Origin of the sequence: Spirosoma radiotolerans (assembly GCF_000974425.1) — a bacterium.
Taxonomy (GTDB): domain Bacteria; phylum Bacteroidota; class Bacteroidia; order Cytophagales; family Spirosomataceae; genus Spirosoma; species Spirosoma radiotolerans.
Genome location: NZ_CP010429.1, coordinates 3,195,655 through 3,215,763, shown reverse-complemented (window position 1 = coordinate 3,215,763; position 20,109 = coordinate 3,195,655). Strand labels below are relative to the sequence as shown.

The 20,109-nt window shown below is 51.7% G+C and carries 17 protein-coding genes; 10 read left to right on the top strand and 7 right to left on the bottom strand.

The window, feature by feature from the left end:
- Positions 1–97: 97 nt before the first annotated feature.
- Genes SD10_RS29675 through SD10_RS13030 form a run of 5 tightly spaced genes read right to left on the bottom strand, consistent with a single transcriptional unit; the run spans position 98 to position 3,595 of the window.
- The gene (locus SD10_RS29675; RefSeq protein WP_158500567.1) at positions 98–256 is read right to left on the bottom strand and encodes a hypothetical protein; all 159 of its coding nucleotides are present in this window, start codon (positions 254–256) and stop codon (positions 98–100) included.
- 22 nt (positions 257–278) lie between these two features.
- Positions 279–749, bottom strand: coding sequence for an ATP-grasp domain-containing protein (locus SD10_RS13045; RefSeq protein ID WP_082111591.1), 471 nt, complete (start codon positions 747–749; stop codon positions 279–281).
- Entirely contained in the window at positions 740–1,957 is a 1,218-nt protein-coding gene (locus SD10_RS13040; protein WP_046574184.1) for a hypothetical protein, read from the bottom strand. Before SD10_RS13040 ends, SD10_RS13045 begins: the two co-directional genes overlap by 10 nt.
- The gene (locus SD10_RS13035; RefSeq protein ID WP_052731177.1) at positions 1,938–2,513 is read right to left on the bottom strand and encodes an RNA polymerase sigma factor; all 576 of its coding nucleotides are present in this window, start codon (positions 2,511–2,513) and stop codon (positions 1,938–1,940) included. Before SD10_RS13035 ends, SD10_RS13040 begins: the two co-directional genes overlap by 20 nt.
- A gap of 8 nt (positions 2,514–2,521) precedes the next feature.
- On the bottom strand, positions 2,522–3,595 hold the full coding sequence (locus SD10_RS13030) for a DUF2963 domain-containing protein (RefSeq protein ID WP_046574182.1): 1,074 nt from the start codon (positions 3,593–3,595) through the stop codon (positions 2,522–2,524).
- Between the two features lie 239 nt (positions 3,596–3,834).
- Here SD10_RS13030 and SD10_RS13025 point away from each other — a divergent pair, with 239 nt between their 5' ends.
- The 8 genes from SD10_RS13025 to SD10_RS12990 all read left to right on the top strand — a co-directional run bounded on the left by SD10_RS13025 (position 3,835) and on the right by SD10_RS12990 (position 16,483).
- The gene (locus tag SD10_RS13025; RefSeq protein ID WP_046574181.1) at positions 3,835–4,515 is read left to right on the top strand and encodes an RNA polymerase sigma-70 factor; all 681 of its coding nucleotides are present in this window, start codon (positions 3,835–3,837) and stop codon (positions 4,513–4,515) included.
- 24 nt (positions 4,516–4,539) lie between these two features.
- Entirely contained in the window at positions 4,540–5,559 is a 1,020-nt protein-coding gene (locus SD10_RS13020) for a FecR family protein (protein ID WP_046574180.1), read from the top strand.
- A complete protein-coding gene (locus SD10_RS13015; RefSeq protein WP_046574179.1) occupies positions 5,556–9,041 on the top strand; it encodes a SusC/RagA family TonB-linked outer membrane protein in 3,486 nt (1,161 codons plus the stop codon). Before SD10_RS13020 ends, SD10_RS13015 begins: the two co-directional genes overlap by 4 nt.
- 83 nt (positions 9,042–9,124) lie before the next feature.
- Entirely contained in the window at positions 9,125–10,555 is a 1,431-nt protein-coding gene (locus SD10_RS13010; protein WP_046574178.1) for a RagB/SusD family nutrient uptake outer membrane protein, read from the top strand.
- A 38-nt stretch (positions 10,556–10,593) separates the two neighbouring features.
- Positions 10,594–12,606: an FAD-dependent oxidoreductase gene (locus tag SD10_RS13005; protein WP_046574177.1), complete on the top strand. Its 2,013-nt coding sequence runs from the start codon at positions 10,594–10,596 to the stop codon at positions 12,604–12,606.
- 314 nt (positions 12,607–12,920) lie between these two features.
- Positions 12,921–13,802: an SDR family NAD(P)-dependent oxidoreductase gene (locus SD10_RS13000; RefSeq protein ID WP_046574176.1), complete on the top strand. Its 882-nt coding sequence runs from the start codon at positions 12,921–12,923 to the stop codon at positions 13,800–13,802.
- An 89-nt stretch (positions 13,803–13,891) separates the two neighbouring features.
- The gene (locus SD10_RS12995) at positions 13,892–14,812 is read left to right on the top strand and encodes a helix-turn-helix domain-containing protein (protein ID WP_046574175.1); all 921 of its coding nucleotides are present in this window, start codon (positions 13,892–13,894) and stop codon (positions 14,810–14,812) included.
- Positions 14,813–14,899: 87 nt separating this feature from the next.
- Positions 14,900–16,483 carry a Na+/H+ antiporter gene (locus SD10_RS12990; protein ID WP_046574174.1) on the top strand — a complete coding sequence of 528 codons (1,584 nt, stop codon included), beginning with the start codon at positions 14,900–14,902 and terminating at the stop codon, positions 16,481–16,483.
- Positions 16,484–16,867: 384 nt separating this feature from the next.
- Here the strand turns inward: SD10_RS12990 and SD10_RS29670 are convergent, their stop codons facing one another.
- Together SD10_RS29670 and SD10_RS30265 are read right to left on the bottom strand one after the other, a co-directional pair.
- Entirely contained in the window at positions 16,868–17,017 is a 150-nt protein-coding gene (locus tag SD10_RS29670) for a hypothetical protein (RefSeq protein WP_158500566.1), read from the bottom strand.
- Positions 17,018–17,055: 38 nt separating this feature from the next.
- Positions 17,056–17,181, bottom strand: a complete 126-nt coding sequence (locus tag SD10_RS30265; protein ID WP_262507414.1) for a hypothetical protein — start codon at positions 17,179–17,181, stop codon at positions 17,056–17,058.
- A gap of 251 nt (positions 17,182–17,432) precedes the next feature.
- On the opposite strand from SD10_RS30265, the gene rbsK reads away from it, so the two are divergent.
- Both rbsK and SD10_RS12975 read left to right on the top strand, forming a co-directional pair.
- Complete coding sequence (rbsK, locus tag SD10_RS12980) at positions 17,433–18,368, top strand: ribokinase (protein WP_046574172.1); 936 nt, start codon at positions 17,433–17,435, stop codon at positions 18,366–18,368.
- Between the two features lie 34 nt (positions 18,369–18,402).
- Positions 18,403–19,959 carry an ADP-ribosylglycohydrolase family protein gene (locus tag SD10_RS12975; protein ID WP_046574171.1) on the top strand — a complete coding sequence of 519 codons (1,557 nt, stop codon included), beginning with the start codon at positions 18,403–18,405 and terminating at the stop codon, positions 19,957–19,959.
- Positions 19,960–20,109 lie beyond the last annotated feature (150 nt).

The following is a 20,109-nucleotide window of genomic DNA, read 5'->3' as shown; positions in this document are numbered from 1 at the left end:
CATCAACTAATAGAGCTCTAAACAATGTAAGCTTTAGAGTTCTATTAGTTGATGACTTCAATTTCGTCAGTAAGAGCTGTGAAAGATCAAAATTAATTTATTTACTTGTGCTTGCTCTCGCTCTTAATTCTAGTTTTTTGCTTTTCTTTAAAGTTTCATCAAAGAATGCACGTTCATCTGACGTCATTGAGCCTCCTTCTTTTTTAACTCGATTAAGTCGCTTCATTGTACTCATTAAATCTTGCTCTTGTTTCATTGTTAGTTAATATTTGAATTAGTTAAATATTCCCAAATTTCTTTTTGAAAAAAGATAGTAAAGCAGATTCATTATAATCTAATCTACTTTTCTCCTGTTTAACCGATAACTCTTTGTATCTCTTTAGTGATGCTTCTTCTTCATTCTCTTGGTGTTGCTTATCGTCTTTGTCAGCGTCTGGCAAAGGCACTGGAGCCGGAATATTTTCTTTCTTCTTGGACTTAGTTTCGATGAACTTAATTAAGTCAGCGAAGTGATTCTTTTTGGTGATGTCGATGATGCCCGTGCCTGGATTTCCATTGACTTCTGTGACGTAGGTTTTGCCCATCTTCTCCCGAATTAGATCTACCCCTGAAAACTCAAGCCCAACTGCTTTAGATGCTTTGATACACATGGCAGTTTCCTCGTCACTCAATGTGATGGAACGACCGCTGCCACCTTTAGATAGATTGGCTCTAAAATCGCCCTGGCTAGCTGTTCGCTCTAAAGCCAGACAAACTTTAAAAACCGTCTAGGGCGATGGTCGTAGGGGGTGAGTTTGAATTGCTTTCGGCGAGGACTGTATCGATAATAGCGGGTACCTACGCGTACCGTTTGGGTCGGGGAAACGGTGGCCGGATTCAGATCGTCTTCCAGCGTATGGATACTACCGTGCGTCTGCTCGGCAAGCTGGTAGTAGTCGGGTTGGTACGCCCGCGCCGTATCGCTGCCGGTCGTGCCGCAAAGCACCACATGAACCGGCTTGGTTAGCCGATTCAGTAAGGGCATGTCTTTAACCTGGCTCAGGTTGTCGGCCACCAGAATGAGATGCCGGGCCTGTGGGAATTCAGTCTGCGCCCGGATCAGGGCTTCCACCGTATTTTCTGCGTCATCCTTATTGTTGACCGTATTGCGGGCCGCTTCCAGCAAGAGGGGTAAGGTGTTGGCCGGGCGAACATCCCGACTAACGTACATCCGGCCGGGCAACCCACCGGGGCGGGTTTGTTGCCCCAGACTATCGCAGTCGGTGAAAAAGACGAATCCCTGTGGAGCAATGGCGGCCGTGTTTTTCCTGAACCAGGTAAGCAGTTGCGTGGTGTAGGGATACATGCTCGTGGTCATATCGCAGACGATCACAGCGGCTGGCCACTGGCGTAGGTTTCGGTCTAAAACCCGGTACGCCGTGGAATCGCTGCCAAAGTCGCCGGTTTTTACCTGGCGAATGATGGCCGTTTCTTCGGGGCTGATGGCCACAGGTTGCCCCTGGTGAATTCGCTCGGTCAACGCGGTTGGCAATGCGGTGGGTATCCGTAGCGCCGGTATCGATTCGGTCGGGTATCGGAGCAGGAACGGGTCGACCTGTGGCGAAGGAAGTACAGCCGCTCGGGAGCGGCTAACCCTGCTCACTGCTGCAGTAGGTGCGGGTGTTTTCGGGCGGATCGTTGGGCGAGGCTCGGGACTTTCTGTTGGCGGCAGCTCCGTTGGCTGAACCGTTGTCAGTGCAGAGGGCACCCGCCGACCGGTGCGGGTTTGCCTCCATAACCAGCCCAGCATACCGATCAGCACTATTCCCACACTGATCCACAGCGCCCCCCGCCACCTGCGCCGACGTTGGCGCTGGCGTTTCAGGCGTTCCCAATCAGCGGGGATGTAGGCGGGCTGATGGGCTGCCAGCGACTGGCGTACCCAATCGTGGAGACGCTTATCGTTTTGTTCGCTCATGGGTGGGAATGGTTTGGGCGCTCAAGGCCTGGCGTAACCGCCGGTTGGCTTCACTTAGGTGAGATCGCGATGTGCTTTCGGCAATGGCCAGCCGCTGGGCAATTTCGCCATGGCTGTACCCCTCCAGCACATAGAGGCTAAACACAAGCCGATACGGGACGGGCAATTGATGCAGAACCGTCAGAATGTGCTCGGCCGAAAGCTGGGCAAAAATAGCGTCTTCGTTGAGATAAGGCTCTACTAACTCATAATCAACTCCTTGCAGTGGAATATCGGCGGCCCGCTGGCGGTTTTTTCGGTAATAATCCAAGGCGGTATTGACCAGTATCCGTCGGAGCCAGGGCAGCAGTGCGTCCTCCTGCTTGAGTGAACCCAAATGCCTGAAGGCTTTTAAAAAGCTGTCATTCAGGATTTCACGAGCATCTTCGGGGTTACTGGCATAGGCTAGGCAAACCGACAGGGCATAGCTATAGTAACGTTCGTAAAACGCTTGCTGGGCGGGTTCCTCACCCCGACGACAGCCTTGCAGCAAGGCCTGAAGTGACTGGTCGATCAAGCCGTCAATTAGTTACAGTTCGTATAGGTGAACACCGTTTTTAAGGTATCGGATTGAGGTGGCGCGTCGGGATACGTGCTGGTGCCGATAGCGGTTGTCTGCGTAACGAATCCCTGGCTATTCAACTGATTGACGTACGTATGTTTCGTTAATTGAACGACACCATGGCCGGGATAGTCGGCAAAATAGGTATAACTTTTCGGAACAGTTGGAGCACCGAAGCCCAGAAACCCAATGGCGACATCCAGGTTCGTTTCCAGACCTGTAACGGACTTGATTGTAGGAAAGCCTTTAAACGCCGGCACCGTTTCGCGCCAGGCTTTCCCCTGATCGTATTCGGTAATGGCGTACGAATTCAGGTTGTCCTGCTGGTAAACGATGGCTTTCACCAAACGGCCCTGGCTATCGTATTCATAGGCGGGTTTAGCATTGATTTGCGTAATCCGCCCGTCGACAATTGTATAGGGATGCGTCATGGCTCCCGATTCACTTGGTCGATACGTGTAATCAACCAACTGATTCTGGCGGTACGTCCAGGTTTGTTGACTTCCGTCAATCAATCCATTATTCTCGGGAGATAACTTTGGGTCGGATGTGTAACGGAACGTAGCTGTTTCGGACAGCAGTTGCCCATTCGGGTCGTAGTCGAAGGTGCCGGTAATTTTATTGCCGGGCGACGAACCGGGACTACTTTCACTGACGTAGCCCGTTAAGCGGCCATTGCTGTAGCTATAGGTTCGCGTGGTGGTCATTTGCCGGGCTGGCTGACCACTTTTGACATACCACCGGTCCGTGCGGACCAGCGTCGATGCCGTTAGATAGCCATTCTGATCATAGGTGTACGTGCTTTTCAGCGTCTGATCGCCATTGGTCAGGTTAAATTCCCAGTCGAGGAGCTTTCCCTCGGGATCATAGGCGTAGGTCGTCCGATCTGCTGGGGTTGAGTAGGTCTGAATGCGGCAGTTGGCCTGTGGCGTTGTTGTATCCTGGGCATCGGGTCGACAACTCGTGTCAACCCCAGCCAACAGGGCTGCTGTCACGATTATCCGCCACTGGCGCGTCAGAAAAGGTCGATTTGTCATGGGTGGTCGCTCTGGTTTAGTCCTGTAACCCAGACGAAGCCTAGAGCGAAAACGCTGGTAAGACAACTAAAAAAATTTGATCAAAGACTGGAATCTGTATGCTTGATAAAAATGGTCAGGCTGGCAGGTGGCTGCAAACAGCTCGAAAAGCCTTTTTTGGATTTTATAGATAAAAAATAAAAATTGATTGGGGGATTTTTCACGCTGGCTTGTCTTATGGCTACTAGCCCCCGCGATTAATGGCCACCAACTCGTTTCTTTTTCGGCGCTCCACCAATTCCATACCCCTCGGGCCATCACCTGTGTTGCGGAGCGATGCCGAAGCCTTGCCTTCGGCATCGGTTGATGGCGAGTTGTTCATTCGCAATGCGTTTGCTACCGACCCAAAACTTGGGTGCGAACTCCTGTTCAGGCAGTATTTCGCCCCGTTATGCAGCCATGCCATTCGCTTTATGTATGACCGGCAGGCGGCCGAAGACGTTGTAGCGGACTTGTTCTACACCTTCTATCAGAAGGAGTTATACAAGCAAATCCGGGGGTCATACCGGGCTTACCTCTATCAGGCCGTCCGGAACAGGGCCTACAATAGCCTGCGCTGGGAATTAAGTCGGCAGGAATCCTTGCCGGATGATCTGGATCGGGCCGACCTCGATGCGACCCAACCCGACCGGCTTCTCCAGCAGGATGAGCTCTACCGGGCGCTGGAGCAGGCTGTTCAGCAATTATCGCCCCAGCGGCAACGGGTATTTCTGTTGAGCCGATTTGAAGGAAAGTCCTACAAAGAGATTGCCGCTGAGATGAACCTGTCGCCCAAAACCGTCGAAAATCACCTGCTGCGGTCTATTTCTACCGTTCGCCAATTTCTTCGGCAACAAAAGCTGATTAGCTGGACGCTGCTTGTACTGGTCACTTTTTCCTGACGCTCAACGACACACGATCTCCTCATGAAACCTACCAAAGAACTGTTGTTTACCTACTTTGCCGGACAGGCCACGTCTGTTCAGCAAAAAGTGATTGGTGAATGGCTGACCGATGCCGGGAGCCGGGAAACGTATTTTCAGTGGCTCGATGAATGGGAACGCAGTTTTCCCCAATATGTGCCCGATGTAGCCCGCCATCTCGACGAGTTTCGTCAACGACTCGATACACCCCTGCATGAACAGGTACCTCTGGTTCGGCAACTGCCCGCCGAACCCCGCCCATTCCTGACTAGCGGAGGCTGGCTAGTGGCCGCTTCGGTGGCCCTGTTACTCCTGGCCGGTGGCTGGCTGTTCCGGGAGCCACTGTTGTACAAAACCGTCACGACGGGCGCTCGTCAGCTTCGTTCGCTGAGGTTGCCCGATGGCTCAACGGTTGCCCTCAACAGTAACTCGTCTTTCCGGATGCCGCGGCTTGGTTACGGCTGGCTTTCCCGACGGGTAACGCTAACGGGCGATGCTGTTTTTGACATCAAACACCTCACCAACAACCAACCCTTTGTGGTGCAGACCGCCGATGGCTTAGCGGTGGAAGTCCTCGGGACCGAGTTCTCGGTGCGCAGCCGGTCGGCACGGGCCGAGGTGGTTCTGAAACGGGGAAAGGTCAACCTGCAGTATACCCCGGCCAACCAACCCACCCAAAATGTACTCATGAAGCCCGGCGACCGGGTGACGCTCGATGGTAAAGGCGCGTTGCGCTTGCAGGCCCGAGCCGATACCACCCAATTTGCCCACTGGCGATATCGCCTGTTCAGCTTCAACGACACATCGCTGCGGGAGGTGGCCTCTCAAATCCAGTCTGTGTTTGGCGTAACGGTTCAGCTCTCCGACCCGGCACTGGCCCGGCGAACGCTGACGGGTACCATCCGGGCCGGATCATCCGATGAACTCGCCGACGCGCTGGCTGAGCTGCTCAATCTCCGGGTTAGCCACCGTGATCAATACATTATGTTGTCAACTCCTTCCGAAACCCAGATTAATCAATGAAAAAATCGCTACCCTTATTGCTCACAACCAGCTGGTTGATTAGCGTGGGTTATGGCCATACTGTAGCCCAAACGCTGGCCTTTGCCCGTCCGACACAGCAAACCGATACCAGACAACCCGGCAAAGGAACGGCCGGTGTGGGCGTTGGTCAGCCGCTCAGGCAAACGCTCCTGCAATTGAAAGAACACTATGGTGTCGATATCCTGTTTGAAGAGTCGGTTATTTCGCGGCACCTGAGCCCGCTCGAACCCCTCAATCTGAATGCCCGGCTGGAAACAAACCTCGAGGTACTCCTGAAACCGTATGGACTTCGATTCAAGAAACTGCGCTCGGGGGCCTATTTAATTTTACCGCCCAAAAATAGCAGCCGTACGAGTATCAGTTCGCCCCCGCCAATACCCCTGACGACTGCCGGGACAGGCCCCCTCTCGCTGGCGGGCCTGGCGAATCTGGCAACGGTCCAGCCCATGGAAACAACACCCACCGATGTTCGGATAATCGGGCGGGTAACGGGCGAAGCGGGGGAGGAGTTGCCCGGTGTGAGTGTCGTGGTGAAAGGATCGTCGCGCGGCACAACGACGGATGCACAGGGCCGTTATCAGTTGAGTATCCCGACCGATGCATCGGGCGTTACGCTGGTGTTCAGCTTTGTCGGGTATATTAGTCAGGAGCGTGCCGTGCGCAACCAAACAATTATGGATGTTCAGTTAGTACCCGACACCAAGTCGCTGAACGAAGTGGTGGTTGTAGGTTATGGTCAAGTGAAGAAAAGTGACCTGACGGGTGCCGTAGCCACCGTGCCCGTCGAGGAGATTCGCAAGGTAGCCGTCACCTCCCTCGATCAGGCGTTGCAGGGCCGGGCGGCCGGCGTACAGATTACCCAGAACTCGGGCGCACCGGGTGGCACCACAAGCATCCGGATTCGGGGAGGCAATTCCATCCAGGGCGATAATGAGCCATTGTACGTTGTTGACGGCATCCCATTTAAAAATGATGGGGCGGGCAGCGGCTCAAGTTTTAACGTGTTGAGCACTCTCAATCCCAGCGACATCGAGTCGATTTCGGTCCTGAAGGATGCTTCGTCGACGGCCATTTATGGGTCGCGGGGATCGAATGGCGTGGTGATCATTACGACCAAACGCGGAAAAGCGGGCAAATCGACCATCAATCTGGATACCTATTACGGCATTCAGACGGTGCGCCGGAAATACCCCGTACTGAACGGACGGGAATATGCCCAGTTTGTGAACGATGCCAATACCAATGAAGGGCGTCCGGCGGTATATACCCCAGAGCAGGTCAACGCCTATGGCGAAGGCACCGACTGGCAGAATGAGATCTTCCGGCAGGCTCCCATGGCCAACTACCAGCTTTCGATGAGTGGTGGCGACGAGAAAACGCAGTACGCCATTGCCGGAGGCTACTTCAAACAGGGTGGTATCATCGTCAATTCTGATTTTGACCGGTATTCCTTCCGAATCAATCTGGACCGCAAGCTGACCAACAAGCTGAAAATCGGCAATAGCCTGACGGTCAACCGGACGATCACCAATCAGGCACGTTCAGATGGGGATTTAGGGAGCGCGGGCCTGGTGACCATTGCCGCGCTACAATTTCCGCCCATTCTGCCGGTGACCAATGCCGATGGCTCCTACTTACTGACCAGCCCGGCCCTGGCCTTCACCGCCGATAACCCGGTGGCCCTGGCCCGTGAAAATAAGAACCAGAATACGGCCTACCGCATCTTTGGCAATGTCTTCGGCGACTACCAGATTATCGACGGGCTCAGCCTGCGGGTGTTGATGGGCATCGATGGTGTTTTACAGAAGCAGGATTCATACCTGCCCCGCTCCGTTTCCAGCGGACTGGCCCAGGGCGGAGCCGCTTCTATTTATAATAGCCAATCCATAACCTGGCTGAACGAAAACCTGCTGACGTACACGCGTACGTTCAATACGGTGCATAACATAACGGCTTTGCTTGGGTACACCCAGCAGGCCAACCGTACCGAAACCAGTCAGGCACAGGCCCGTAACTTCGTAAACGACAACCTGGGGTCGAGCAACCTGGGGTCCGGGTCGGTGCCCCTGACGCCCTCGTCGGGCATAGGTACCTGGGGCTTGCAATCCTATCTGGCCCGGATCAATTATGGCTACAAAGACAAGTACCTGCTGACGGCCTCCTTCCGAAGTGATGGCTCCTCGCGCTTCGGGACCAATAAGCAGTACGGCTATTTCCCCTCGGCCGCTATCGCCTGGCGGATTTCGGAAGAAGCCTTCCTGAAAAATAACCAGGTGATCAATGACCTCAAATTCCGGTTGACGTATGGCGCAACGGGTAATCAGGATGGCGTGGGCAACTACCCGGCGTACTCGCTGCTGGGTACGCAGAACTATGTCTTCGGCAACACGGTGTCGACGGGACTAGGGCCCAACCAGATCGCCAACCCGGATCTGTCGTGGGAAACGACCACTCAGGCTGATATGGGTGTAGATGTCGGTTTCCTGAATAACCGCATCACCCTGACAGCCGACCTGTACCTGAAACGAACAAAGGATTTGCTGCTGAACGTAACCGTGCCCAGCACATCCGGCTTTTCCAGCGCCTTCAAAAACCTTGGTAAAGTAGAGAACAAAGGGCTTGAACTCAGTATTTCCTCGCGAAACATAGACGGGGCTTTCAAGTGGAGCACCGACCTGAATTTTGCCCTCAACCGAAACAAGGTACTCGATATTGGCGGCACCCCGCAGATATTTGCCGGTAGCGTTGCCAACATTGGGCAGGGGCTGAACTCGGGCATCATCCGGGTTGGTGAGCCGCTGGGGTCATTCTTTGGGTACGTCACCAACGGCCTCTATCAGACCACTGATGAACTAGCCGCTTTAGCCGACCCGCAGGCCCGCAAACCCGGTGACCGGAAGTACCTGGACCTCAATGGGGATAAGAAAATCGACGATAACGACCGGACCATCATTGGTCGGGCGCAACCCAAATTTCTGGGAGGACTAAGCAACACCTTCTCCTATAAGGGTGTTGAACTGACCGCTTTCCTGCAGGGTGTGTACGGGAATAACATCCTGAACGCCAATCGGTATGAGCTGGAATACCTCAACGCAACGACCAACCAGGACCGTGACGTGTTAAACCGCTGGACGCCCACCAATACCAATACGGACATCCCGCGCGCGTCAACGACTCGTCCGGCCAACCGGGTATCGACCCGTCAAATCGAAGACGGTTCGTACCTGCGGCTGAAGACGATTCAGCTGGCCTATAACCTGCCTGGATCCGTACTCAAAACCCTGAAGATCCAGTCACTTCGTGTGTACGCGACGGCCCAGAACTACCTGACCTGGACGAGTTATTCGGGCTATGATCCGGAGGTAAACCGGTTCGGGCAGGATAGCCGGAGCCAGGGCTTCGATTATGCCAGCTACCCAGCAGCCAAAACCATCCTGTTCGGTCTAAACGTAGGATTTTGATAAGATATATGATGTACTACTTTATCGGGTCTCCAGATACATCCTACATCCTACATCTTGTATCCTTTACTAATCTCTGAGCCATGAAAAAAAATATAGTTCTTCTTTGCCTGATTGGGGTGCTGACATCCTGCGATGTGCTGGATCAGAAACCCGAATCCAGTTTCACCCCGACTAACTTTTACAAAAATGCCGACGATGCCAAAGCTGCCGTCAGCGCGGTTTATGATCCGCTAAATAACGCCAACCTATATGGGCAGGTCATGTGGATTTTGCAGGACCAGGCGACCGACGACGCCGAATGGGGGAACGGCCGCTCGACCGCTAACCAGCCTAAAAATGACCTCGACAAGTACACGTTTACCCCCGCCACCAACACTTTTCAGTCCATCTGGTCGACGGTCTATTCGGCCATCAACCGGGCCAATGCGGTTATTGCCCGGGTGCCCGGTATCCCAATGGATGGCGACCTGAAAGCCCGGTACATTGCCGAAGCGAAATTTATGCGTGGATTTTATTACTTCACCCTCGTCCGCCTGTTTGGTGGTGTGCCGATCATCACCGTTGAAACCACATCGTTGAATGACCTTTCTGTGGCGAGGGCATCGGCCGATGATGTGTATAAACTCGTTATTCAGGATTTTACCGAAGCCGAAGCCGTACTGCCAACAACATACTCGACCGCCGACAAAGGTCGGGCGACGAAAGGTGCTGCAAAAGCGTTTCTGGCAAAGGTGTATCTGACTCGACAGGACTGGCCGAAGGCATCGGCGAAAGCGAAAGAAGTTATTGACCTGGCCACGTATGATTTATGGGCCAACTTCGCTGATGCGTTTCTGATTGCCAACAAGAACGGGAAAGAAGCCGTCTTTGAGATGCAGGCCCTGAGTGGCGGGTTTAATGAGGGAAGCCTGATGCAGGGCTACATGCGGCCGAACTTCGACCGAGTCAATGGCGTGGCCGGGTTTGGAGATGATCCCGCTACCGAAAACCTGTACAGAGCCTACCGCGCCGACGACAAACGCCGGAACGTCACGCTGAAACTCTATAGCGCCACCAGTACCCCAGCTGCCCCGGCCAGCGTGTTGTTCCCCTGCTACGTGAACAAATACCTGGACCCAACGGCTACGGGCAACGGCGATGGCGGCAATAACTACCCCATTATACGCTATCCCGATGTGCTGCTGATGTACGCCGAAGCCCTCAACGAGCAATCAGCCAACAGTGCTGATGCTTACACAACCATCAATCGGGTTCGTAACCGGGCGGGGTTACCGAACCTGACCGCTAACCTGAGTCAGGCGCAGTTTCGGGATAGCCTGCTGCTGGAGCGTCGGCTGGAACTGGCGTTCGAGGGACATCGCTGGTATGATCTGGTTCGGACTAAACGGCTTGTTAGCGCCTTAAAAGCGCAGAACCCAACCATACCCGTCGATGACCACCATTACCTCTTCCCAATTCCCCAGACCGAACGCGATGTAAACCCTAAACTGGACCAGAATCCGGGGTATTAAGCCAATAGGAAGGGAAAGTCACAACTTGATAATCAATCATGCATAACTCCATTCGTTTACTGTTTCTAAGCTTTTTTCTAACGAATCAATCAATCGCTCAGCCTGCCCCCGTCACGGTCGATATATGCGTGTATGGTGGTTCGTCGGCGGGGGTGATGGCGGCTTATACCGCTAAAAAGATGGGTAAGTCCGTTATCCTGATCGAGCCGGGGCGCCACCTCGGCGGACTCACGACGGGCGGACTGGGGTATACCGACATCGGCAACAAATACGCCATCTCTGGTATCGCCCGCGATTACTACCGCCAGATTGGCAAGCATTACGGGAAGTTTGAACAGTGGATTTTTGAGCCCCACGTAGCGGAAGACCTCTTTAAGTCGTATGTCAAACGGGCCAATGTCAATGTTCTCTATGCCTACCGGCTCCGGTCGGTGAAGAAGCAGGGCACGTCTATTCAGAGCATCACGCTGGAGCCATCGTCGGCTGGAAATGCCACTCGGACGGTTAATGCCAAGGTCTTTTTGGATTGCACCTACGAAGGTGATCTGATGGCTAAAGCAGGTGTCAGCTATACCGTTGGCCGTGAAGACAACAAGACCTACGGCGAAACGTATAACGGCTTTCAACTACTGGACAAACATCAGTTTGCCGATGGCGTTGACCCGTACAAAGTGCCCGGCAAGCCCGAAAGCGGTCTTTTGTGGGGCATCAGCACGGCGAGTGCGCTGCCTGTCGGTACGGGAAATAAAGACGTGCAGGCTTATAACTTTCGGATTTGCCTGAGCAGCGACCCGGCCAACAGTATACCCATCACTCGCCCCGAAGGCTATGACTCAACCCGGTATGAACTGCTGTTGCGGGCCATCGAAAAGAATCCCAAGCTGGCGTTCAACACCATTCTCAAACCCGACCGGATGCCAAACCAGAAAACAGATATCAACAACAACGGCCCGTTTTCGACCGATATGATTGGCATGAACTACGACTTCCCCGAAGCCAGTTACGAGCGTCGGGCTGCTATTCAGCGCGAGCACGAACTGTACAACAAAGGGTTGCTCTACTTCATCGGGCATGACCCGCGGATGCGCAAAGACATACAGACCGAGATGCTCAAGTTCGGTTATCCGAAAGACGAATACACCGATTCGGGCAACTGGTCGACACAAATGTATGTTCGGGAGGCCCGGCGCATGGTGGGTGCTCATGTGATGACGCAGGCAAACTGCCAGGGTCGCGAAGTGGTGCCGGATGGCGTAGGCATGGCCGCGTATACCATGGATTCACACAATTGCCAGCGGCTGGTGGTCGAGAAGAATGGCGTAAAAATGGTCAAGAATGAAGGCGACGTACAGGTTGGCGGTTTCCCGCCGTACCCGATTTCGTACCGCTGCCTGACTCCTAAAGCGACTGAGTGTACCAACCTGATGATGCCCGTTTGCCTGTCGGCGAGCCACATCGCCTACGGGTCTATCCGTATGGAGCCGGTCTTTATGGTACTGGCACAGTCGTCGGCGGTGGCTGCCAGTATGGCCATCGACGGGAAAACATCGGTACAGACCATTGATGTAAAAAAACTACAGAACCTACTGAAGACCAATCCACTGGCTGATGGCCGCGCCCCCGAAATTCTGGTCGATAACGATGATCCTACGCAGGTAACTCGCACGGGTGAGTGGACACGGGATAATAACCCGAAAGGAGCGTATGGACCCAGTTATTTCACTGCATCAGGTTCGGGTTCGGAGGTGAAGAGCGTACGGTTCAGTCCATCCATTACCAAAGCGGGTAATTACCAGGTGTACATCTACATCCCGAAACTTACAGGGGCGTCTCACACGCTGAATTTGGCTGTATCGGATGGAAGTCAGACCAAAGCCGTTCCCGTTCGGGAGTCCGATATTCGGGTGGAAGGGCAGACTTCCGGCGAATGGGTGTCCTTGGGATCGTATGCTTTGTCTCCGGGAAAAAAATGCTTTGTGGACGTATCGACAAAAGACGCCGATGGGGTTGTGGTAGCCGATGCCGTTTTGTTCGTACCCGGGTCCAAGTAGGTTATCAGGTAAGTATTGGCCATAGTCTATGACTATGCCGAGCATCACAGTCCCGGTTTGCTGACGGCTGATGAAGTGAATTGGGACTGCTGGTTGAACAACAGAGACAGCGGTTCATGGTAATCAGCGACGCCCTTGATGATTATAGTATCCATACGATGCGGGGAACGACTAGAACAGTGTCGTTACCCAGGTGGCAACGACACTGGAACTGGGTTTTTCTCATTTTGACTACAAATCTCCTTAATTAGACTACAGGCACCGAATCCTACAGCCTGACCTTTGATGTATCATTAATCTTTAAGGTATACATCATGGTACATCAGAATGAAAAGGCAAGCAGTCAACCGGCGTCAACGCCTGTAACGTCAACTAAAATTTGGTTCATCACGGGCGCTTCCCGCGGTTTTGGCCGCGTTTGGGCCGATGCCGCGCTTAAGCGGGGTGACAAAGTAGCGGCTACCGCCCGCAAGCTGGAAAGTATTGCCGACCTAAAAGAAAAATACGGCGAAAACGTACTCCTGCTGGAGCTGGACGTTACCCGGCCCGAGCAAGTAAAAGCCGCCCTGGAGCAAGCACACGCTCATTTCGGCCGACTGGATATTGTCTTTAATAATGCCGGTTATTCATTGGTTGGCACCATTGAGGAAGCCAGCGCGGATGATATTCGTGCTCTTTACGAAACGAATATTATTGGTCCCGTTTCTGTTATTCAGGCAGCTTTGCCGTTATTGAGAAAGCAGGGTGGCGGTCATATCCTCGGTACATCCAGCAATCTTGGTCATGTAACCTTACCCGTGATCGGCTACTATTGTTCGTCAAAATGGGCATTTGAAGCCATCCACGAAAGCCTGGCCGCGGAGGTTAAACCCTTTGGCATCAACGTGACCATTATTGAACCAGGGGCCTATGCTACCGAGTTTGGAAGTCAGGAATCCCTGAAGTTTGCACAAGGCCTCGATATTTACACCAATTTTAAGGCGCAGTTTGTCGATGGTTTAAAAACGATGGAAAGAGGTGATCCGGAAGCAACGCCTGAGGCACTCTTTACAATTGTGGATGCAGAAAATCCACCACTTCGGTTCTTTTTAGGCAGCCATTGTCTACCTTGGGTGCGCGCAGCCTATGCTGAACGCCTGGCAACCTGGGAAGCCTGGGAAGATGTATCCAACTCCGCTCAAGGTCAAGCTATGTAAGGAACCCACAAACAGGAAACTTTTTGATAAAGCATCCGTGATAACCGATCCTATTTTTAAGGATCGGTTATCACTTTATCTACTGAAGGATGAAAAAAGAAGAAAATCACCCGTACAAAATTGAATCGCTAACCGATGCGCATCGGGCCTTTGGTTTGCCTAAGCCTCGACATCCGTTGGTTAGTCTGATCAACGGTGCACACGTACAGGCTGACATGACCGGACTTCCCCAATATCATGTGCTGGGCTTTTATAAACTATCGTACAAACCAAAACTGAACGGCAAATTAAAGTACGGCCAGAGTTACTATGATTTTGATGAAGGTGGTTTGTTATTCGCTTCGCCAGGCCAGCTTATTGGCAGCAATGACAACGATGCTAGCGTGTGCTCCGAGTATACGTTGCTCATTCATCCAGATTTTCTTTTAGGATATCCCCTGGCCAAAACCATTAAACAGTATGGCTTTTTCTCGTATTCAACCAACGAAACGTTGCATCTTTCGGAAGATGAAAAAGAAACAATTTTTGAGATTTTTAAAATGATCGAAAAGGAATTGTCCAGCCGGATTGATGATTTCAGTCAGGACGTTGTTATTTCACAACTTGATTTGTTGCTCAATTACGCGAACCGGTTTTACAAACGTCAGTTTCTTACCCGCAAAGCCGTTAACAATGACCTGTTACAACGGTTGGAAGACCTGTTAGACAATTATTTTAACGATGAACTGTCCTTAAACCAGGGTTTACCGACCGTCGGCTATCTGGCCGAACACGTGAATCTGTCGCCAAGTTATTTAAGTGATATGTTGCGGTCCCTGATCGGACAAAATGCACAACACTATATACATGACAAACTGATTGAAAAAGCAAAAGAAAAATTGTCCACCACCACGTTATCGGTCAGTGAAGTGGCTTACGTGTTGGGATTTGAACATTCTCAATCGTTTAGTAAACTCTTTAAAACAAAAACGAATCTTTCGCCATTAGCCTTCAGACGATCGTTCAATTAATTAGAAATCCAATAAGTATTTTCGTCCGGTGAGCTAATTGTATTGAGTAACTATTTCGTAAAGAAACATCCATACATCCTTAGATTAATGCACGCCCTATTACCTTTTCTGCTCGCCATGATTGTGGCCATCGTGTTGCTAAACATGTGGGCAAATCAACTAAAAATTGCGTATCCGATTTTGCTGGTCGTGGCCGGGCTGTTCATTAGTTTTATTCCGGGGCTGCCAAGGGTACGAATCAATCCTGATCTTATTTTCTTTATTTTTTTGCCGCCACTTTTATTTGAGGCTTCCTGGTCGATCTCATTTAAAGAAATGAAAAAATGGTGGCGCATTATTGGCAGTTTTGCGTTTCTGGTTGTGTTTTTTACCGCCTTATCTGTAGCGGTGGCAGCTAACCATTTCATCCCAGGATTTACGATTGCTTTAGGTTTTTTATTGGGCGGAATCACATCGCCACCGGATGCGGTCAGCACCGGAGCCATTACCAAATTTGTTAAAATTCCTAAATCCACTTCGGCTATTCTGGAAGGGGAAAGCCTGCTCAACGATGCGTCGTCGCTGATTATTTTTCAGTTCGCTTTAGTCGCTATTGGTACAGGGCAGTTTATCTGGCAGCAGGCAGCGCTGAGTTTTTTATGGACCGTACTAGGGGGCGTGGGTGTCGGTTTGTTACTGGCCTGGGTTTTTATTCAGGTCCATAAACGACTTCCGCTCGATCCTTCATCAAACATAGCGCTGACGCTGATTGAACCTTATTTTATGTATTGGGTGGCGGAGCAGTTTCATTGCTCGGGTGTGCTGGCTGTCGTAAGCGGTGGCTTGTTTATGTCGGCCCGGCGACTTGTTTTTCTCAACAGCGCCAGCCGTATTCAAAGCTTTAGTGTGTGGGAAAGTTTTGTGTTTATTCTAAACGGTATTGTTTTTCTGATCATCGGTCTGGAACTTCCCGAAATTATCGAAGGTCTACGTGAAAAAGGTATTCCCTTACAGACCGCCATTGGTTCAGGCATGTTGGTAACCGGCGTGTTAATTGTTGCCAGAGTCATTAGTTCGTATGCGGCCTTGCTGGCAACATTTATTTTTCGTCCTAACGTAATGCCTCGTTCCGGATTTACCAGAAGGCGCTGGCTGATGCCTTTACTGCTGGGCTGGACGGGTATGCGGGGTGTAGTGTCGCTGGCTGCGGCTTTAGCTATCCCCATCACGCTGGATAATGGCACGGCTTTTCCTCAAAGGAACCTCATTTTATTTATCACCTTTGTTGTCATTCTACTCACTCTCCTGGTGCAGGGACTTACGCTGCCTTATTTGATAAAACGGTCACGATTGTTTGACAGTATAATCGAGGAGGAACCGGAAGAATTGACCAGGCAGAGAATGAAACAGGGCCTGAAACAACATGTCTATGAGTTTCTGAAAAATAAATATGAAACAGAACCGAATGGGTATGCCGGCATGGAGAAATTCCTGAAGCAGTGGGAAGAGCGGGCAAAAGCCACCGATGATAGCTGGATGACTGAAAGAACAAAGGTAATTTTTGTGGAATTGCTCGAGTGCCAGCGGCAGTATTTAACCGAACTCAATAAAGATCCGAAAATTGATGAAGTAATTATCCGTCGGCAGCTATATCAAATCGATCTGGAAGAAGAACGGTTGAAGATTATTTAATTTTAACGGCGGATTATGCCTTTTTTTTGCTGAGCTGCGGGCTAAAACTTGTAAAAAAAATTATAATTCGCGTTGATTTTATTCTTTAAGTCGATGATTATTGGGTTTGTGGAGAATGGGAACAATAGGAAAGAAATTGGCTTCATTCACTTATTTGTTTTAAAATTAAGCCTGGTCGTATAGTCACTAATTTTCGTTTCGATTAACGGAAGAATTTGATCGATAGTCAGTAAAAAGCTGCCAGCATATGGTAAGCATAAGCGAATGTGGAGCCGATTACAGGCGAACTACAAGCCACATCCGCAAATCCAGATTGCGGAGCAGTTGATGGCCGGCGAGGCTACCGCTAAACGAATCTAAGGTATGCAAAACACTAGCCTTTAATCAGCCATTGAGCCACTGACGGAAAACAGTCAGCGAGAAGCGTTCTCCTGCCGACGATCGTTCGGCGACTTCAAACTTCCGTTCAGCCGGGCGTAGAGCGTAACTGAGGTAGTCTACATTACCCAAACGGGCATGTAACAGTAGATTCATGAGCCCAGGCGCAAATCGGCTAAAATTCCGTCGGGCAACTAAACGTAATAAAGCGGTTGCTCCGCCCATAATGTCGGGTTGTTTTCAAACAGATCCTTTAGTTTGCGGTAGACCCGCTGGCTCCCGGTACCATCGCCGATCATGCGAAAGTGAGTCGATTGCACAGGCAGGTTTTGCTGCTGCCTAGCAAATGATGCGTCCGATACCGCAGAAACAGAGTTTTATAGAGCGTGGCAGGGTGTACATCGACTGTCATGTATGAATAGCCAGGAATTTTTAAAAATAGAAGGGTATTGAGTTCAATTGTATGACTTTTTAGCCTTATTGGGTTACCGGAAATAGCTAAAGTCATGAAAAAATGGCTTTGATGGGTACAATTATTACATAGGTTTGTTCAAAAATTTGATCTCTGGTTATGTCTTCTGTTGTTTGTGTTATTGGCAGTTCGAACACCGATATGGTGATCAAGGGAGACAAGCTCCCGGCCCCTGGAGAAACCGTCCTTGGCGGTACGTTTCTCATGAATCCCGGCGGGAAAGGCGCCAACCAGGCGGTAGCCGCTGCCCGGCTCGGAGCTGGTAGCCAGCCTACCAGGGTATCTTTTGTAGCCAATGTGGGCAATGATATATTTGGTCGGCAGGCGCTCCAGCAGTTTGAACGGGAGGGAATTCAAACCGACTATGTTACGACAGACGCTGATGAACCATCGGGTGTGGCCCTGATCGGGGTGGATAGCCGGGGCGAGAACTGCATCATGGTGGCGTCGGGCGCCAATGCCAGGCTAGGGCAGGCGCAGGTGGCACAAGCCCTAAAGGCCCAAACCAACCCTGCTGCCACGGTCGTGCTGCTGCAATTGGAAACCCCCATTCCAACCGTGGCCTACGCTATTCAGCAGAGCTACGAGCGCGGGATGCGGGTGATGCTGAATCCGGCCCCGGCGCAGGTTCTCGACTCGGCGGTGCTGGCTTGTCTGCACGTTATTACGCCCAACGAAAGCGAAGCCGAATGGCTCACGGGTGTCCGGGTAACCGACGAAGCTTCTGCTCAGCAAGCTGCTCAGCGCCTTCACGAAGCGGGGGTGCCGAATGTAGTGATCACCCTTGGCGCACGGGGAGCCTACCTGTCAACGTCGGACGGAGCTTCCCTGATTGCTGCTCCGCCCGTCACGGCGGTTGATACAACAGCGGCTGGCGACTGTTTCAACGGGGCGCTGGCGGTAGCCATCGCCGAAGGGCACGACCTACCCAAAGCGGTGGCGTTTGCCTGTAAAGCTGCATCGATCTCGGTTACCCGCATGGGCGCACAGGCCTCGTTGCCTCACCGTCACGAAGTCGATGCACTCCCTTACTGACTGGTTGATTCTCCTTAAATCCTGACTATTCCTCATGAGAAAAATGTGTTTGCTCCTGATTGTATTGGCTTTGGCGGCTTTTGGCCCTGCACCATCCCCTAAAAAACGAACGCCTGGCTCTGTAACGATGTCGAAAGCGACGTTGCAGGATAAGATCAAAGGTGGCTGGGCTGGTCAGGTGATTGGCTGCACCTTCGGTGGGCCAACGGAATTTAAATTCAATGGGACCATGATGAATGAATACCAGCCTATTCCGTGGTACGATGGTTACATTAAGAAAACAATGATCGAAAATGTGGGTCTGTACGATGACCTGTATATGGACCTGACGTTTGTGGATGTATTCGAGAAGAAAGGGCTCGATGCCCCTGTCAGCGAACACGCCAAGGCTTTTGCCAATGCCGGATACATGCTCTGGCACGCCAACCAGGCGGGACGATACAATGTTCTTAATGGCCTGAAAGCACCAGCCTCGGGTCATTGGCTCAATAACCCCCATGCCGACGATATTGATTTTCAGATCGAGGCCGATTTTTCGGGACTCATGTCGCCGGGTATGCCCAACACCGCCGTGCAGATCGGTGATTCCATCGGGCATATCATGAACTATGGGGATGGCTGGTATGGGGGTGTATATGTAGGAGCCATGTATGCGCTGGCATTTGTTAATAACGATGTAAACTACGTAGTCCGGGAGGGGCTCAAAGCCGTTCCGGCCCAGAGCACCTTTTACCAGTGCATTGCCGATGTCATCAAATGGCACGACCAGTACCCGAATGACTGGAAACGGACCTGGCTGGAAATTCAGCGCAAGTGGGCCGACGAGGTCGGTTGTCCCGATGGGATATTTGCCCCCTTCGATATCGACGCCAAAGTAAACTCCGCCTACATCGTGCTCGGGTTACTGTATGGGCAGGGCGACTACACCAAAACCATGCAGATCAGCACCCGCGCCGGGCAGGATTCGGATTGTAATCCATCGTCGGCCGGGGGCATTCTGGGAACGATACTGGGGTATAATAAAATACCCGCTTATTGGAAACAGGGCCTTAAAGAAGCTGAAGACATCGACTTTAAATACACTACCAGGTCGCTCAATGATGTGTACACCATTGGCATGAAGCACGCGCTTCAGGTCATTGAACGCAATGGTGGTAAAGTAGCAGGCGACCAGGTGACAATGGCCGTCCAGACGCCCAAAGCGGTACGGTTGGAGCAGAGTTTTCCGGGCCATTTCCCCACCGAAAAACGGGCGATAAATAAAGACCTGACCAGCGAGTATACGGCTAACTTTGAGGGGAACGGTTTCATCGTTGTTGGCGATACCCGGCCAAAAGCGCAAATGGGAAGCTATGAGTATGAAAGTAATTATGTCGGTAAGCTGGAAGTGTATGTGGATGAAAAACTAGTAGAAACGGCCAGCCAACCGGCTAGCTTCACCCGCCGTCGCTACGACCTGACCTGGTCGTATAAACTGCCTTCCGGCAAGCACACGGTGCGACTGAAGCTTCTCAACCCTGACAGCGAGCATACTGTCCGCCTGCGAAATTTGATTGTTTTTGGCGATAAGCCTATTCTGGCTCGTTATTAACTGGCTCGTTAGCAAATAGCCTCTCGTACTATCGAATTCTAAGCTCCACCCACGTTTGCCATTGAATTATTTAGTGCCGGATGCGGATGCTTACCCGTTACGTGTTTAGTCACTCACAGCCCTCATTTACAGAAGGATCTCTGCGCATAG